Origin of the sequence: Bradyrhizobium sp. JYMT SZCCT0428, assembly GCF_018131075.1 — a bacterium.
Taxonomy (GTDB): Bacteria; Pseudomonadota; Alphaproteobacteria; order Rhizobiales; family Xanthobacteraceae; genus Bradyrhizobium.
This window is the reverse complement of sequence record NZ_JAFCLS010000007.1, coordinates 234,389-249,671: the sequence shown is the minus strand read 5'-3', so window position 1 is coordinate 249,671 and position 15,283 is coordinate 234,389. Positions and strand designations below refer to the sequence as shown.

The 15,283-nt window shown below is 64.2% G+C and carries 13 protein-coding genes; 5 read left to right on the top strand and 8 right to left on the bottom strand.

The annotated features are described in order from the left end of the window. The first annotated feature begins 243 nt into the window (after positions 1–243). Genes JQ575_RS10080 through JQ575_RS10070 form a run of 3 tightly spaced genes read left to right on the top strand, consistent with a single transcriptional unit; the run spans position 244 to position 4,167 of the window. Positions 244–1,662 carry a M20 family metallopeptidase gene (locus JQ575_RS10080; protein WP_212033047.1) on the top strand — a complete coding sequence of 473 codons (1,419 nt, stop codon included), beginning with the start codon at positions 244–246 and terminating at the stop codon, positions 1,660–1,662. Between the two features lie 47 nt (positions 1,663–1,709). Then, positions 1,710–2,579: a peptidyl-alpha-hydroxyglycine alpha-amidating lyase family protein gene (locus tag JQ575_RS10075; protein WP_212033046.1), complete on the top strand. Its 870-nt coding sequence runs from the start codon at positions 1,710–1,712 to the stop codon at positions 2,577–2,579. Between the two features lie 16 nt (positions 2,580–2,595). After that, a complete protein-coding gene (locus JQ575_RS10070; protein WP_212033045.1) occupies positions 2,596–4,167 on the top strand; it encodes a GMC family oxidoreductase in 1,572 nt (523 codons plus the stop codon). Between the two features lie 104 nt (positions 4,168–4,271). On the opposite strand, the gene JQ575_RS10065 is transcribed toward JQ575_RS10070, so the two are convergent. From JQ575_RS10065 to JQ575_RS10035, 7 genes are all read right to left on the bottom strand, one after another. Beyond that, positions 4,272–4,829, bottom strand: a complete 558-nt coding sequence (locus JQ575_RS10065) for an HNH endonuclease (protein WP_192738334.1) — start codon at positions 4,827–4,829, stop codon at positions 4,272–4,274. A 229-nt stretch (positions 4,830–5,058) separates the two neighbouring features. Further along, a complete protein-coding gene (locus tag JQ575_RS10060; protein WP_212033044.1) occupies positions 5,059–6,027 on the bottom strand; it encodes a peptidyl-alpha-hydroxyglycine alpha-amidating lyase family protein in 969 nt (322 codons plus the stop codon). A 27-nt stretch (positions 6,028–6,054) separates the two neighbouring features. After that, positions 6,055–7,836 (bottom strand): NAD(P)/FAD-dependent oxidoreductase, encoded by a 1,782-nt coding sequence (locus JQ575_RS10055; RefSeq protein WP_212033043.1) that lies wholly within the window; start codon positions 7,834–7,836, stop codon positions 6,055–6,057. After that, entirely contained in the window at positions 7,754–8,704 is a 951-nt protein-coding gene (locus JQ575_RS10050) for a DUF2855 family protein (RefSeq protein ID WP_249166547.1), read from the bottom strand. Before JQ575_RS10050 ends, JQ575_RS10055 begins: the two co-directional genes overlap by 83 nt. Positions 8,705–8,908: 204 nt before the next feature. Continuing rightward, positions 8,909–10,435: an acyl-CoA synthetase gene (locus tag JQ575_RS10045; protein WP_212033042.1), complete on the bottom strand. Its 1,527-nt coding sequence runs from the start codon at positions 10,433–10,435 to the stop codon at positions 8,909–8,911. Between the two features lie 12 nt (positions 10,436–10,447). Next, on the bottom strand, positions 10,448–11,593 hold the full coding sequence (locus JQ575_RS10040) for an ABC transporter substrate-binding protein (protein WP_249166564.1): 1,146 nt from the start codon (positions 11,591–11,593) through the stop codon (positions 10,448–10,450). Between the two features lie 89 nt (positions 11,594–11,682). Further along, positions 11,683–12,657 (bottom strand): nitronate monooxygenase family protein, encoded by a 975-nt coding sequence (locus tag JQ575_RS10035; RefSeq protein WP_212033040.1) that lies wholly within the window; start codon positions 12,655–12,657, stop codon positions 11,683–11,685. Between the two features lie 150 nt (positions 12,658–12,807). Between JQ575_RS10035 and JQ575_RS10030 the strand changes: the two genes are divergently transcribed. Continuing rightward, positions 12,808–13,695, top strand: coding sequence for a LysR family transcriptional regulator (locus tag JQ575_RS10030; protein ID WP_212033039.1), 888 nt, complete (start codon positions 12,808–12,810; stop codon positions 13,693–13,695). Between the two features lie 2 nt (positions 13,696–13,697). Here JQ575_RS10030 and JQ575_RS10025 read toward each other — a convergent pair whose 3' ends face one another. Further along, positions 13,698–14,345, bottom strand: coding sequence for a DNA-3-methyladenine glycosylase (locus JQ575_RS10025; RefSeq protein ID WP_212033038.1), 648 nt, complete (start codon positions 14,343–14,345; stop codon positions 13,698–13,700). 37 nt (positions 14,346–14,382) lie between these two features. On the opposite strand from JQ575_RS10025, the gene gluQRS reads away from it, so the two are divergent. Continuing rightward, on the top strand, positions 14,383–15,267 hold the full coding sequence (gene gluQRS / locus JQ575_RS10020; RefSeq protein ID WP_212033037.1) for a tRNA glutamyl-Q(34) synthetase GluQRS: 885 nt from the start codon (positions 14,383–14,385) through the stop codon (positions 15,265–15,267). The last annotated feature ends 16 nt before the right edge of the window (positions 15,268–15,283 follow it).

Genomic DNA, 15,283 nt, shown 5'->3' with positions numbered 1-15,283 from the left:
CTCGTGTGCAGCCTTTTTAGTGCAAACCGCACACGGGACCGCGGGTGCAGCGCGCACCCGGTCTTCCCTGCGCCCTCATTTTCGAGGGCGAGGAGCTACCCAGCAAGACTCGGGCGCATCGCGCCGCGAGATCGCAGGCGCATATTCATCGCGTCGGCCGCATGGCAGGTCACCCGCCCGGCGCTAGGCCGGGCCTGACGAAGCTGATACGATTTCATCCAAACAACGATCGGGGACCGTAGCATGGACAATCGCAGCGACATCTGGCGGGGCATTGACGTCATCAAGCCGCGCTTCATCGATTTGGCCGACAGGGTCTGGGCGATGCCCGAGGTCTGCTACACCGAGGCACGCTCTGCCGCCGAACATCTGGCCGAACTGCGCCACCAGGGTTTCCGCATCACCGAGAATGTCGCCGATATCCCTACCGCCTTGATGGGCGAGTGGGGGGAGGGCGGTCCCGTCATCGCCTTCCTTGGCGAATATGATGCGCTGCCCGGTCTCAGCCAGGAGGCGGGCGTCGCGGAACATCGCCCCATCGAGACCGGCGGCCATGGCCATGGCTGCGGCCACAATTTGCTGGGTTCGGCGGCGCTGCTCGCCGCCACCGCCGTGAAGGATTGGCTTGCCGCGAGCAAGATTCCGGGCCGCGTGCGCTATTACGGCTGCCCCGCCGAAGAAGGTGGTGCGGCGAAAACCTTCATGGTGCGCTCGGGCGCCTTCGATGATGCCGACATTGCCATCACCTGGCATCCGAACAGCTTCTGGGAAGTCGCGGTGACGCCGTCGCTGGCCAACACCCGCGCGGATTTCATCTTCACCGGGCGCGCGTCGCATGCCGCGGTCTCGCCGCATCTCGGCCGCAGCGCGCTCGATGCGGTGGAACTGATGAATGTCGGCGTCAATTACATGCGCGAGCACATGCCGAGCGAAGCCCGCGTGCATTATGCGCTGCTCGATACCGGCGGCATTGCCCCCAACGTGGTGCAGGCCCACGCCCGCGTGCGCTATTCGATCCGCGACCGCGATCTGCCCGGGATGAATGCGCTGGTGGGGCGCGTTCACAAGATCGCGCAAGGCGCCGCACTGATGACCGAAACCAGCGTGGAGATGCGGACCATTTCCGCCGTCTCCAATGTTCTGGACAACACCCCGCTCGAGCAAACCCTGCACCGCATCATGACGGATCTCGGCCCCCCGCATTTCGACGAGGCGGACAAGGAATTCGCCACAAAAATCCGTGCAACCTTGACCGACAAGGACATCGCCTCCGTCTATCATTCGATCGGCATGGATCCGACCGACCGGCCGCTGGCCGATTTCATCGTGCCGCTGGATGCCAAGCGCAATCCGCAGATCGGCTCGACCGATGTCGGCGATGTCAGCTGGGTGGTCCCGACCGTTCAGGTCCACGCCCCGACGGTCGCCATCGGCACGCCGTTTCACACCTGGCAGATCGTCGCCCAGGGCAAGAGCCCGCATGCCCACAAGGCCATGGTGCAGGCCGCCAAGGCGATGGCCGCGCTCGGCGTTCAGGCGCTGGGCGAGCCGGAATTGATCGCCGCCGCCAAGGCCGACCTCAAGAAGCGCACCGCCCGCACGCCCTATGTCTGCCCGCTGCCGGATAACGTCGCGCCGCCGCTGGATATGTCGCTGGGTTGAGCGGGCCTGACCTGGCGAACGAGCTTTTCGCATGAGGGGCGGCGCGAATGGAATTCCCACCACTTCCCTATGTGGCGGTTGCCGAATCGTTCAAGCTGCCGCCGGGCATGAATTTCCGTGGCACGTCGGGCGTTGCCTTCAATTCCAAAGGCAACATCTTCGTTATTCATCGCGGGCTGATGCCGCTGATGGAATTCGATCCCGACGGCCATTTCATACGCGGGTTCGGCGAGGGCATGTTCGAACGCTCGCACGGCCTGCGGATCGACGCGCAGGATAATATCTGGGCAACCGACGTCGCCGCGAACCTGGTCTACAAGTTCAATCCGTCCGGTCGGCTGGAAATGGTGCTCGGCGTCAAGGGCCACACCGGCGAGTGGCATCCGTTCGGGCACCTGCGGCTGTTCCACGAACCGAACGAGGCCGTGGTCGGCCCGACCGGCGACATCTATGTGCTGCAGGGCCACGGCAAGGGCACGTCGTGCGTGATCAAGTTCGATCCTGACGGCAATTTCATCAAGACCTGGGGCGGCAACGGCAAGGGGCCCGGTGAATTCGATCTGCCGCACTCCCTGGTGTTCGACGCGCAAGGGCTGCTCTACATCGCCGACCGCAAGAACGAGCGCATCCAGGTGTTCGACGCCGACGGCAATTACATCCGCCAGTCCCAGCATTCCGGCGCGCCGTGCGGACTGTTCATGGGCGACGACCAGCACATCTGGTTGGCGGCCGGTCACACCGGCCAGATCATGAAGCTCGATCTCAACGGCAAGGTGGTGGGGATAATATCAGGCGCAGGGCATGGCAAGACGCTCGGTAAGTATGGTGAAGCCCATTACATCGCGGTGAGCCCGCGCGACGAGATCTTCGTCGCCGACACGCTGAACTGGCGCATCCAGAAATATGTCAGGGAATGACAGCCGGTGAAAGCGCATGATTGACCAGGAGTACGACACGATCATCATCGGCGGCGGCTCTGCCGGCGCCACGCTGGCCGCGCGCCTCAGCGAGGACCCCGCCCATCGCGTGCTGCTGCTCGAGGCCGGGCAGGATTTTCGCACTGCCGACACGCCGGAGCACATCCAGATCCCGAACCCGATGCGCGCCATCGGCGATGACAATTTCCGCTGGCCCAAGCTCCTGGCACGGCGAACCGAGCGGCAGGCGCCGCGCCTGCTGTGGCGCGGTCGCGCCATGGGCGGCAGTTCCACGATCAACGGCCAGATCGCCATCCGCGCGGTGCCCGACGATCTCGACCGCTGGGAGAGCAGCGGCTGTGAGGGATGGGGCTGGGACGCGATGCTGCCCTGGTTCTGCAAGCTCGAGACCGACAGGAATTTTCCGGACGCGGCGTATCACGGCGATCGCGGCCCGATCCCGGTGTATCGCGCGCCGGTGCCGGATTGGGGAAACGTGGACCGCGCATTGCGTCAGTCCGCGCTCGGCCTCGGCTATGGCTGGTGCGACGACCACAATGCGCCTGACGGCACCGGTGTCTCGCCCTACGCCATCAACAGCGAGGCCGGACGCCGCGTCTCCACCAATGACGGCTATCTGGAACCGGCGCGCGGCCGCGACAATCTGCGGATCGTCGGCGATGCCCTGGTCGAAGCAATCGAGTTCGAAGGCAACCGGCTCCACGCCCGCGCGGTCCGGGTCCGCATGGGCGGCAAATCATATGCGCCGACAGCGAAGCATGAGGTGATCCTCTGCGCCGGTGCCATTCACTCGCCTGCCATTCTGCAGCGTTCCGGCATCGGCCCCGCGGCATTGCTGGAGGGGTTGGGCATCCCTGTTCTGGCCGACCTGCCGGTCGGCGAAAACCTGCTCGATCATCCGATCATGGATGCGCTGCTGCATCTGCGCGAGCACGGCCAGGTCAATACGCTGATGCACCGCCACACCAATTGCTGCCTGCGCTACAGCTCCGGCCTCGCAGGCGCCGGCGAGAACGACATGATCATGATCGCCGGCAACCTCGCCCGCGACGTCAATCAGACGGCCAGCACCGCGCGCGGCCGCATCGCGGTGTCGGTCTACCAGGCGTTCAGCCAGGGCCATGTCCGCATCACCACGCCGGATCCGACCATCGATCCGGCGGTGGAGGAGCTCATGCTGTCCGACCGCAGCGATCTCGTTCGGATGCGCGACGGCGTGCGCCGCCTGCGCGAGATCTGCCTGCAGCCCGCCATCACCGACATCGCCCACCGCGTCGAGTATGGCGCGACCGGCCGCTCGATGGACGAGGCGCTCAGCGAAGCCGAACTCGACGACTGGCTGTTCACGGAGTGCAGCGACGCCCAGCACGCCAGCGGCACCTGCCGCATGGGCGCCGCCGATGACCCTCGCGCCGTGGTCGATCCCGAATGCCGCGTGATCGGCTGCACAGGTTTGCGCGTCATCGACGCCTCCATCATGCCGGAAGTCCCGCGCGCCAACACACATCTGACAACGGTGGCGATTGCTGAGCGGATGGCGGACAGGTTGAAAGGCGAGAGGTCGTAGGGTGGGCAAAGCGCAGCGTGCCCACCATTCAGGATACCGCTGTCGAGACGGTGGGCACGGCGCTGTCGCGCCTTTGCCCACCCTACGGCTGCCCCCGCAAAATCCTACGGATCGAGCTCGGTATCCCAATAAAGATAATCCAGCCAGCTATCGTGCAGATAGTTCGGCGGAAACAGGCGGCCGTTGCGGTGCAGTTGATGGACGGTCGGCGCGAACGGGTGTTGCCTTGGGAACATCCGCGCCTGCTGCGGCGTCAGGTTGCCCTTGCGCAGATTGCACGGCGAACAGGCCGCGACGACGTTCTCCCAGGTGGTCTGGCCGCCCTTGCTGCGCGGGATGATGTGATCGAAGGTGAGGTCGTCATGCGCCAGGCAATATTGGCAGCAGAAGCGGTCGCGCAGGAAGACGTTGAACCGGGTGAAGGCGGGATGCGTGGTCGGCTTGACGAAGGATTTGAGCGACACCACGCTCGGCAGCTGGATCTCGAAGCTCGGGCTGTGCACCGCGCGGTCGTAATGCTCGACGATGTTGACGCGGTCGAGGAACACCGCCTTGATCGCGTCCTGCCACGACCAGAGAGACAGCGGGTAGTAACTCAGCGGCCGGAAATCCGCATTCAGCACGAGTACCGGCCAACCGCCTTGCGAGACGTGTGCGTTCAAGAAACGCTCCTGACTCCCATGTTAGCTGCGAAGCAGCATGCGCCCTGCATACTACAGGCAGCGTGACGGGATTGTGAAGAGCGTTCCGGGCCTTATCCAGCATATGCCGCCCACGAATCGCCATGGTTCCGCGGGCCTTCAAGGCATCTCCAAGGCATCTCCAGGGGCGGGCATCCGCGGTCAATCCATCGTGATCGGGCGCGCCAAGCCCCGAGCCGCGCGGCCGGCCCTAAACCTTCTCCAGCTTCTGCAGGCAGCGCCCGACGCCGACCTCTGCCGGCATCGGCGTGTCCGGAAAGCTGGTCTTCCAGTTGGTGACGCCGACTTCGCCGACATAGATGTCGCCTCTGGAATCCAGCGCCAGGCCGTGGGGCGCGAGGAATTTGCCGGTCTCGATCCCCGGGCCGTCCTCGCCGCCGAGCCGGGCGATCCGCTGGCCCTTGGCGTCGACGATGGAGAGCCGCGGCCCGAGATTCGGTACGTTCAGGTTGACCGGCATGCCGGGGCCGAGCTCGCCGACAATGAAATGCGGCTGCTTGCCGCCGCAGCAATGCAGCGCGCAGGGCCGGTGCAAATTATTCCACTGGGTCTCGTATTTGCCGTTGCCGTCGAACACCTGCACGCGATGGTTCTCTCGGTCGGCGACATAAACGAAGCCGTCTACGTCGGTTGCGATGTTGTGGACGATGTTGAACTGGCCGGGATCGGAGCCCGGCTCGCCCCAGGTCTTCAGCAGCTTGCCGTCGGGCGTGTATTTGTGAACGCAGGCATTGCCGTAACCGTCCGAGACATAAATCTCGCCCTTCGGCGACAGTGCCGTATGGGTGCAGCGATGGAACGGCTCGCCGCTCATATATGGCTTTGGCCGGTTCGGGATGCCGATCGTCAGCAGCACCTTGCCGTCGACCGAGCACTTGCGCACGGTGTGGTCGCCGTCATCGGTGCAGTAGAGATTGTCGTCCGCGTCGATGTGCAGGCCATGGGCGCGGTTGAACAGGCCTTCGCCCCAGCTCCTGAGGAAATTCCCCTCGCGGTCCAGCACCACCATCGGATGGGCGCCGCGGTTGAAGACGTAGATGCGGTCGCGGCTGTCGACCGCGACGGAAGCGACGTCGGTCAGGCTCCAGCCATCGGGCAGCTTCGCCCAGTTCTCCACCACGCGATACCGGTGTTCGCCCGAGCCCAGAATGGATGGCATGTGTAGTCCCCCATGATGTTACTTGATTCACGCGACGGCCGCAGCAGGCTTCGCACCCCGCGGCAGCAACCCTTCCTCGATCGCCTTGATCTGCAGCGCCAGGTGCTTCGATCCGATGCGGCATTGCGCGAGGCCGCCGGCGATGAACCACAGGCCGGGCTGGCCGGTGCGGGTGTACATGTTGCGCAGCTCCTGGCCGTCGCCAAAGCCCCAGATGGTGCCGACGCGGTTCATGACGGCTTCGCCGAACAATAGCCGCACCAGCTCTTCCTGGCGCTTGTAGCCGGTCGCCAGCACGACGAGATCAGCGGTGATGGTCTCGCCGTCCTTCATGTCAGCGCCATCGGCGACAAAGCTCTCGACGTCGGCGAACTGCTTCAGAGCGATATCGCCTTTGACGATCAAATCGGAGCAGCCGACGTTGAAGTAATAACCGCCGCCGCGCGTGAGGTATTTGAACTGCCAGCCGGTATTATCCTCGCCGAAATCGAGTTTGAAGCCCGCGCGCGCCAGTCCCTCAAGCAGTTCCTTGTCGAGCTCCTTTGATCTCTCCGTGGTCAGCGCATGGCTCCTCCGCGCGACCTTCAGCGGCATCGAGGTCGCGATCAGATCGTTGTCCTCGAGCGTGCCCTCATTGTAGGGCGCGTACACCAGTTGCGCCGAGGGCTCGATGCTGACGACCAGCGTCGATGAGCGCTGAAACAGCGTCACCGCGGCGCCGCTCGAATGCAGGTCCTGCGCGATGTCGTGGCCGCTGTTGCCGGTGCCGACCACGATCGCGCGCTTGCCCTTCCAGTTCTCGCCGTCGTCGTACTGGCTGGAATGCATCACAGTGCCGCGAAAATCCTTCAGGCCGGCAATCTCGGGCCGGCTCGCAATGCCGCTGACGCCGGTGGCCAGCACCACATGGCGCGGATGCATGGTGCGCGTGCTGCCGTCGGCGCGGCGCAGCGTCACGGTCCAGCGCTGTTCATGCTCGTCGTAGCTGCCGCCCTCGAACTCGGTCTCGGTCCAGAAGTTCAACTCCATGGCTTCGACATAGGCCTCGAACCAGTTGGCGAGCTTGTCCTTCGGGATGTAAGTCGGCCAGTTCGGCGGGAAGTACATGTAGGGCAGGTGGTTGACCTGCACTTGATTATGCAGCGTCAGCGCGTGATAGCGCTTGCGCCAATTGTCGCCGATGCGCTTCTCGCGATCGACGATCAGCGTATCGACATTCAATTGCTTCAGCCGCGCCGCGATCGAGAGGCCGGATTGTCCACCGCCGATCACCAGCACGGTGGGGTCGTGTTCGGCATAGCCGGCAGACGCCTTGCGTAGATCGAGCCAGTTGGGGCCGCGGAAATCGCGCGAATAGGCGTTGCCGCGCGGCCGCGCTACGCCGATCTGCTCTTCAAAGCCCTTGAGTTCGCCGAGTTCGGTCAGCAGCGTCCAGGCCTTCAGGACATTGGCGGCGTCCGGGATCAGGCGGATGATGCCGCTGCCGCGTCCGACCCTGGTCTCGAACTTGAAGATCGCCTCGATTGCGTTGGTGCCGGCGCGCATCACCTTGCGCGGGGCGGCGCGGTTGGGATCCACCGCAAATCCAACAGGGCCAGCGGCCGGCGCGTGAAGCGCGAGCTCGTTCAGGATGGCGTCGGCGCCGTTGACTGTCTGGATGTTCCAGCTCAACGCCAGCACGTCGCGCCAATGGCTGTCGGCATGGAACAGCGACTTCAGCAGGCCGCTATCGGATTTCGCCAGCGCCTCTTCGAACTGCGCCAGCCAGTTGTCGGCGGCTACCGAAATGTCGTCCGTCCTGTCGAGCATGCGCGTTTCTCGTCACCGGCCGTCTGTGCGGCGTTATCCCTGTTCCCGCGAGCCTATACCCATTCGGGAGACTGCAGGAAGGGCGTGAGGAGATAGCGGTTATCTCTAAATCGACAGGATATGCCCCTGGTCCGACGCGGCCGTTGAGGGTGACCGGGGAATCCGCAGGGATCGATGTCACGGCGTCGTAGGTCACGACCTCGTCGTAACAGCCGAGCGATTTGACGAAGGCGACGTTCGGAGCCGAGGTCAGCCCGATCACCTTGATCCCGTCACGTCGGTGCAGCAGATGCGCAAGGCCGTAGGCGGTCTTGCTGGAGGCCGACGACAACATCACGCGGCGCGCGCCATAGAAATCATTTTCGGCGAGGAAGTCGTCGACCAGGAACGACAGCATGAACAGCGGCCGCAGCAGCGCCTGATAGTCGCCCTGCTTGCCGGTGAACGCCGGATCGCCGCTGACGCGGGCATAGGCGTTGTAAACCGGCGCTGCGACCTGCCGATGCGCGGCGCCGTCGCGCAAACCGCGCTTGGTGACGTCGGCGGCCTCGATCACGAGATGCGTCGCCATCGGGAAATAGCCGAACAGGGTTTCACCCACGGCGACGTTCGGATGCTTCGAGGCGATCACCTCGCCAAAGCCCCACACCGGAATATTTCCAAAATCCTTTGGCGCCGGAAACAGCTGCCAGTATTTCAACGCATCGCCCATCACGGCATAGGTGATGTTGTTGGCGGTGAAGGCGAAATGCGTCACCTTCACCAGCAGCGCGTCGGCCGGCAACGCGGCCGCGTCAGGCAGTTGCGTTTCGATCGACTTGCATTGCTGCAGATCGTTGCGGGCGACGATGAAGTCGGTGGCGTTCATTTGCTCGATCCCTGCTTGTGACGTGCGGTGATCTTTGCGCCATCCGATGAACGTTTTGCAACAGTAACGTTGCTTAAAACGTTGTTCGATTCAAACGCTGTTCTATTAATCGTCATTGCGAGGAGCGTAGCGACGAAGCAATCCATCTATCCTCGTGCGGAGAGATGGATTGCTTCGCTGCGCTCGCAATGACGGAGAGACGGATCACACAATCGCGCGCAGTTGGCCCTCGGCGTGGAGATCGCGCAACTTGCGTTTAAAAATCTTGCCGGTGGCTTCGCGCGGCATTGCGTCCATGAACTGGATGTCCTTTGGCACCTTGAAATTGGCGAGCCGCGTGCGCAGGAATTCCTGCACCGCCGCCGGCGATAGCGCAGCATTGGTGTCGGGCTCGATGCAGGCAAACAGCCGTTCACCGAATTCGTCGTCGGGAATGCCGAACACCGCGCAGTCGCGCACGCCCTCCATGCCGATCAGCGCGTTCTCGATTTCGGCGGGATAGATGTTGACGCCGCCTGAGATCACCATGTCGCGTTTGCGATCGCACAGGAACAGATAGCCGTCCTCGTCGAGGTAGCCGACGTCGCCGACGCTGACGAGGCCGTCGCGTCCGGCCTCGGCGCGCGCCTCGGCCTTGCCGTGATAGTCGAAATCCGGCACCGACATCTGCCGCATGAAGATCTCGCCGGGTTCGTTGACGCCGCACAGTTCGCCGTCGGGACGGAAGATCTTCACGACACCGCCTTCGATGGCGCGGCCGACGGTGCCGGGTTTGGCCAGCGCCTCTTCGGCCGAGTGCCACACCGGGATTCCGGTTTCAGTCGAGCCGAAATATTCGTTGATGACCGGTCCCCACCATTCGATCATGGCGCGTTTGACCTGCGGCGGGCACGGGGCCGCGCCGTGGACCACGAAGCGCAGCGACGACAGATCGTAACGCTGCTTCACCTCGTCCGGCAGCCGCAGCAGCCGCACGAACATGGTCGGCACCATATGCATGTGGGTGACGCGATGGCGTGTGATCAGTTGCAGCATGTCCTCTGGATCGAAGCGCGGTTCGAGCACGATCGTGCAGCCGCTTCGAAACGCCAGCATGCCGTAGGAGCTTGGCGCCGAATGGTACATCGGGCCGTTCATCAGGATGACCTGATCGTCGTTCGGCTTGACGCCATAAGCGATGCCGCCGACGCGTGCCGAAGCCGCCTGCTGTTCCGGCTTCATCGGCTTGCGCCGCACGCCTTTAGGCAGACCCGTGGTGCCTGACGTATAGAACATCGGCGCGCTGCCGATCGGCGGCTGCTGCGATGGCGCATGGGTGTCGCGCCAGGCGTCCCAGTCGGTCATGCCGTCAGGGATTTGCGTCAGCGCGGGCGCAACATTGAACGCCGCGGCGATCTCCGGCGGGGTGGTCACGATCAGCAATCTGATATGAGCCGATAGCCCGTCCCTGATTTGCGGCAACAGGTCCGCATGGCAGACCAAAATCTCGGCGCCGCTGTCGGCCAGGATATAGGCGACCTCCTCGGCCTTGAGGTGCCAGTTGATCGGCACCACCGGGCTGCCGAGCGCGGCGGCTGCGCCGGTAACCTCGAACAACGCAAAATCATTGCGCAGCATCATCGCGACCGGCGTGCCGCCGCCAAGGCCGAGGCTTTGAAATCCCGTCGCCGCGCGCGCGATGCGGTCGTGGATCTGGGGGTAGCTGATGGAACGTTCGCCGCCGATGATCACGTTGCGTGCTCCTTATCGGTCGTCCAGAATTTCACCAAAACCGACCCAGCTCTTGCCGTCGAAGCGCCGCAGCCGCAATTGCTGGAACGGCAGATAATCCTCGGCATCGGTCGACACCGTTATATCAGGCAACAGCAGCGGCAGCGAAACCTGGCGCAGCGAAGCGGCCTGCCGCATGATGTTCTCGCGGCTCAAATCGTCCTTGCACGCCGCCAGCACCTTCGTCATCAGGTTGGCATAATGGTATCCCGCCGCGTAGTTCGAATTGTTCAGGTCGGCATTGGGCAAATACTGCTTCATGAACGCGAAATACTCCTTCACCCCGGCATCGTTGGCCCATTGCGCGTCCATCGTGTCCTTCTGATTGCTCGACGAGATCAACCCGACCGCGTTTTCCAGTCCGCCGGGCTCCAGGAACGAGATCGATGACGCCGATGTCGGCACGAACAACAGGTCCGGCTTCCAGTTCAGTTCGGCGACGCCCTTGATCATCTGGGAGGTAAACTTCCCGAGCACGACGCCGAACATCACGTTGGCGCCGGAGGCTTTCAGCGTCGCAAGCTGCGAAGCGATGGTCGGCGCACTGGTCTCATAGCTCGCCTCGGAGACGATCATGGTCGCGGCCTTGTCTCCCAGCGCGCGCTTGAAGCCCGCGACATAGTCGCGGCCGAAATCGTCGTTTTGCGCCAGGATGGCGATCTTCGCGTCCGGCTTGGTCTGCAGGATGTACTTGGCATAGACGACGCCCTCGGACTGATAGGTCGCCATGCCCGGCATGGTCCACGGGTAATGCTTCGGGTCGGCCCATTTGGTGGCGCCGCTCAGCACGAACAGCTGTGGGACCTTCTTGTTGTTGAGGTAGCGGTGCACGGCGTTGTTGGTCGCGGTGCCCAGCGAGCCGAACATGACCAGCACTTCCTCCTGCTCGACCAGCTTTCGGGTCTGCTCCACCGTCTTGGGCGGCGAGTAGGCGTCGTCGAGGGTGATGAACTTGACTTTGCGGCCGTTGATGCCGCCGTCCGCGTTGACCTTCTCGAAATAGGCCTCCTGCGCCCGGCCGATAACGCCGAAGCCGGATACCGGTCCGCTATAGGGCAGCGTCTGGCCGATGCGGATTTCGCCCTTGTCGTCGGCGGCGACGGCTGCGGTCGCCAACATTGCGAACACAATGCTCAATGCAGTGCGTGACACGCTCATCGTTCCCATCCCTCTGTTTTGATTATTGTCGAAGCCGAGGAGCGCGCCGCCTAAGCGCGCGCCCTTCTCAGAAAGTCGCTGCCGGCGTCGTCGAACTCGGCTTTCAGGCGCGCGACCAGTTCGGCGACCGGCGGTGCATCATTGATCTGACCGATGCCCTGGCCCGAGCCCCAGATGTCGCGCCATGCCTTGGACTTGGTGTTGCCGCCGGAGCCGAAATTCATCTTGGTCTTGTCGGCGACCGGCAGATTGTCGGGATCGAGACCCGCGGCCACGATCGAGGGGCCGAGATAATTGCCGTGCACGCCGGTGAACAGGTTCGAATAGACGATGTCGTGCGCGGCGTGCTCGGTCAGCGCCTTCTTGTAGGCGAGGTCGGCATTGGCCTCTTCGGTGGCGATGAAGCGCGTGCCCATGTAGGCGAGGTCGGCGCCGAGCGCGAGCGCGGAGGCAATGCTCCAGCCGTCGGAGATTGCGCCCGACAGCAGGATGGTGCCCTTGAACCATTGCTTGACCTCGCGCAGCAGCGCGAACGGCGACAGCGTTCCGGCGTGGCCGCCGGCGCCGGCGCAAACCAGAATGAGGCCGTCGACGCCCTGTTCGGCGGCTTTGCGCGCATGCTTGACGTTGATCACGTCGTGGAACACGACGCCGCCATAGGAATGCGCGGCTTCGACGATCTCCAGCGGCGGCCGCAGCGAGGTGATGATGATCGGTACCTGGTGCTTGACGCAGGTTTCCATGTCCTTCATCAGCCGGTCGTTGGAGGCGTGGCAGATCTGGTTGACCGCATAGGGTGCGACCTTCTTCGTCGGGTGCAGCGCCTTGTACTCGCCGAGTTCGTTCTCGATTTGGCTCAGCCATTCGTCGAGCTTCTCGACCGGCCGCGCGTTCAGCGCCGGAAACGATCCGACGATCCCGGCCTTGCACTGTGCGATCACGAGTTCCGGCCCGGACACGATGAACAACGGCGAGCCGACCACCGGCAGTTCAAGCGAATTGGCAAGCGACGCTGGCAACGGCATTCAATCCTCCCTTTGGGTTTCAATGCCGGCGAGCGGTTCCGCTCCAGCCGGCTTGCTTATGCGCTGCATTATAGGGCTGGACGGGCCGCCTTCGACGTTCAATATTGAACAGCTGACCATTCAGTAATGAACATATGGGCCTGATCGCCGATGGACTGGGACCTGTGCAAGACCTTCGTCGCGGTGGCCGAAACCCGCAGCTTTGCCGCGGCGGCGCGCCAGCTCCGTTCCAGCCATCCGACGGTCGGCCGCAAGATCGCCGAACTGGAAGGTCAGCTCGGCATACCCCTGTTCGCGCGCTCCAACGAAGGCCTGTCGCTGACCGCGCAGGGCCGCAAATTCCGTGAGCATGTCGATGCCATGGCGGCGGCGGCGCTGCGCGCCGAGGCGGCGGTGTCGGCGACCGGGGCGGACGCCCGCGGCGTGGTCAAGCTCTCGATCGGGGCGACCTTTGCCTCGCACTGGCTGATGCCGCGGCTGGGCCCGTTCCTGCGTGCGCACGACCATATCCAGATCGAGATCATCACCCATCCGTTTCCGGCCAGTGTGCGCCGCCGCGAGGCTGATGTCGTGCTGCGCCCGGTGGATAGCGGCGAAGAGAATCTGATCGGCCGCCGGATCGGCCGGCTCGGCACCGGCTTCTACGCCTCGCGCGCCTATGCGGCGCGGCGGCGGCTGCCGGAGCGGCGCGACGAATGGAAGGGGCACAGCGTGATCGGCTTCGCCGACCGGGCGTCGAACGAACGGCTGGCGCGCTGGAGCGATCTCATCACCCGGCAGGGATCGGTGGTGCTGCGCTGTTCGTCGCAGGGCGACATGCTGGCCGCGGCGAAGGCCGGCCTCGGGATATCGGCGCTGTCATGCTTCGTCGCCGCTGAAGATCCCGATCTGGTGCGGGTCGCGCCGCAAAAGCTCGTCAGCGTGGCCGATCTCTTTCTGCTGGCGCATCCGGATCTCGTCGAGCTTCCCGCGGTGCGCGCGGTGATCAACTTCGTCACGGCATGCGCGCGCGAGGACCGGGTCAGGCTGCGCGGCTAAGGTTACTTCGCGAGCACACCCTCGCGCTTCTTCAGCACGCGATAATAGCTCCACCACAGATGCGCGGCAGCTCCGCGCATCGGACGCCATGGTTCGGCCAGCGGCGCCATCTGTTTGGCGGTCGGACGCGTCTTCAGGCCGAGGCCGATTTTGATGGCTTCCTGGATCGCGATGTCGCCGGCCGGCCAGGCATCGCCATGGCCGAGGCAGAACAGCAGATAGACGTCGGCGGTCCACGGGCCGATGCCATGCAGCGCGGTCAACGTATGGTGCGCGGCGTCGGCGTCCTCTTCCGCCAGCACGTCGAGGTTCAATCGCTCCGCGGCCAGTTCGCGCGCGATGTTCTTCAGCGTCTTGATCTTGGCCGCCGAAAGGCCGAGCCGTCCGAGCCGCTCGGCGCGCGCCTTGCGGATGGGCTCGGGATCGAACGGATCGAACGCGGCGGTGAGGCGTCCCCAGATCGCCCCGGCGCTGGCGGTGGAAAGCTGCTGCCCGCACACGATATGCGCCAGCCCGGCAAAGCCCGGCTCGCGCTGGCGCAGCGCCGGCATGCCCGTGAGTTCGAGAATCGGTTTGAGCCGCTTGTCCTGTACGACGAGGGCCGCAATCGCGTCTTCGAGGTCGGCCTGGGAGTTGAGGTGAATGGTCATTGCCCGTTAAAACCATCATGTCCCGCGAAAGAGATCAATGCCGTCACCCGTGTTCCGATTTGCGCCAAGCCCCAATGGCTACCTCCATCTTGGCCACGCTTTTTCGGCGCTGTTGAATTTCGAGCTGGCGCGCGAGAACGGCGGAAGATTCCTGCTGCGCATCGAGGATATCGACGCGACGCGGTGCCGGCCGGAATTCGAGGCGGCGATCTATCAAGACCTCGAATGGCTCGGCATTAGCTGGGAGGCGCCGGTGCGGCGGCAGTCCGAACATCTTTCCGACTTTGGCGAAGCGGTGGAAAAACTGTCAGGCCGCGGCCTGATCTATCCAGCCTTCGAGAGCCGCACGGAAATCGCCCGTCTGGTGGCCGAACGGGAATCCGCCGCGAAAACCGGAGCGTCCTGGCCGCGTGATCCCGATGGCGCGCCGCTCTATTCGGGTGCGGCGAAGTCGTTTTCCGCGCCGGCGCGGCGGCGATTGATCGATCAGGGCCTGCCTTACGCGTTGCGGCTCGATATGGCGGCGGCCATGGCACAAGCGCCCGATCTCGCCTGGATCGAGCACGGCGAGGGCGCTGGCGGTGAAACCGGGCGCGTGGCCGCCCGGCCGGAAGCCTGGGGCGACGTCATCCTGGCGCGCAAGGAGACGCCGACCAGCTATCATCTGTCGGTCGTGATCGACGACGCCCTGCAGGGCGTCACCGACGTGGTGCGTGGGCAGGACCTGTTCTGGTCGACCAGCGTGCACCGGCTGCTGCAATCGCTGCTCGGTATTCCGCAACCGGCCTACCGGCATCACCGGCTGGTCCTCGACGACGCCGGACAGAAACTGTCGAAGTCGACCAAGGCCACCGCCTTGCGCGAATTGCGCGGCCAGGGCGCCACGCCCGCCGACATCCGCCGGCTGGTCGGACTTCCGTAATTACTGAGGGTTGCCC

What these genes read in the sequence shown, in the direction of transcription:
- JQ575_RS10080 (WP_212033047.1), top strand. Translation starts at nt 244, where the DNA reads ATGGACAATCGCAGCGACATCTGGCGGGGCATTGACGTCATCAAGCCG.
- JQ575_RS10025 (WP_212033038.1), bottom strand. Translation starts at nt 14,345, where the DNA reads ATGACCATTCACCTCAACTCCCAGGCCGACCTCGAAGACGCGATTGCG.
- gluQRS (WP_212033037.1), top strand. Translation starts at nt 14,383, where the DNA reads ATGCCGTCACCCGTGTTCCGATTTGCGCCAAGCCCCAATGGCTACCTC.
- JQ575_RS10055 (WP_212033043.1), bottom strand. Translation starts at nt 7,836, where the DNA reads ATGCTCGACAGGACGGACGACATTTCGGTAGCCGCCGACAACTGGCTG.
- JQ575_RS10060 (WP_212033044.1), bottom strand. Translation starts at nt 6,027, where the DNA reads ATGCCATCCATTCTGGGCTCGGGCGAACACCGGTATCGCGTGGTGGAG.
- JQ575_RS10050 (WP_249166547.1), bottom strand. Translation starts at nt 8,704, where the DNA reads ATGAACGCCACCGACTTCATCGTCGCCCGCAACGATCTGCAGCAATGC.
- JQ575_RS10030 (WP_212033039.1), top strand. Translation starts at nt 12,808, where the DNA reads ATGGACTGGGACCTGTGCAAGACCTTCGTCGCGGTGGCCGAAACCCGC.
- JQ575_RS10035 (WP_212033040.1), bottom strand. Translation starts at nt 12,657, where the DNA reads ATGCCGTTGCCAGCGTCGCTTGCCAATTCGCTTGAACTGCCGGTGGTC.
- JQ575_RS10040 (WP_249166564.1), bottom strand. Translation starts at nt 11,593, where the DNA reads ATGTTGGCGACCGCAGCCGTCGCCGCCGACGACAAGGGCGAAATCCGC.
- JQ575_RS10075 (WP_212033046.1), top strand. Translation starts at nt 1,710, where the DNA reads ATGGAATTCCCACCACTTCCCTATGTGGCGGTTGCCGAATCGTTCAAG.
- JQ575_RS10070 (WP_212033045.1), top strand. Translation starts at nt 2,596, where the DNA reads ATGATTGACCAGGAGTACGACACGATCATCATCGGCGGCGGCTCTGCC.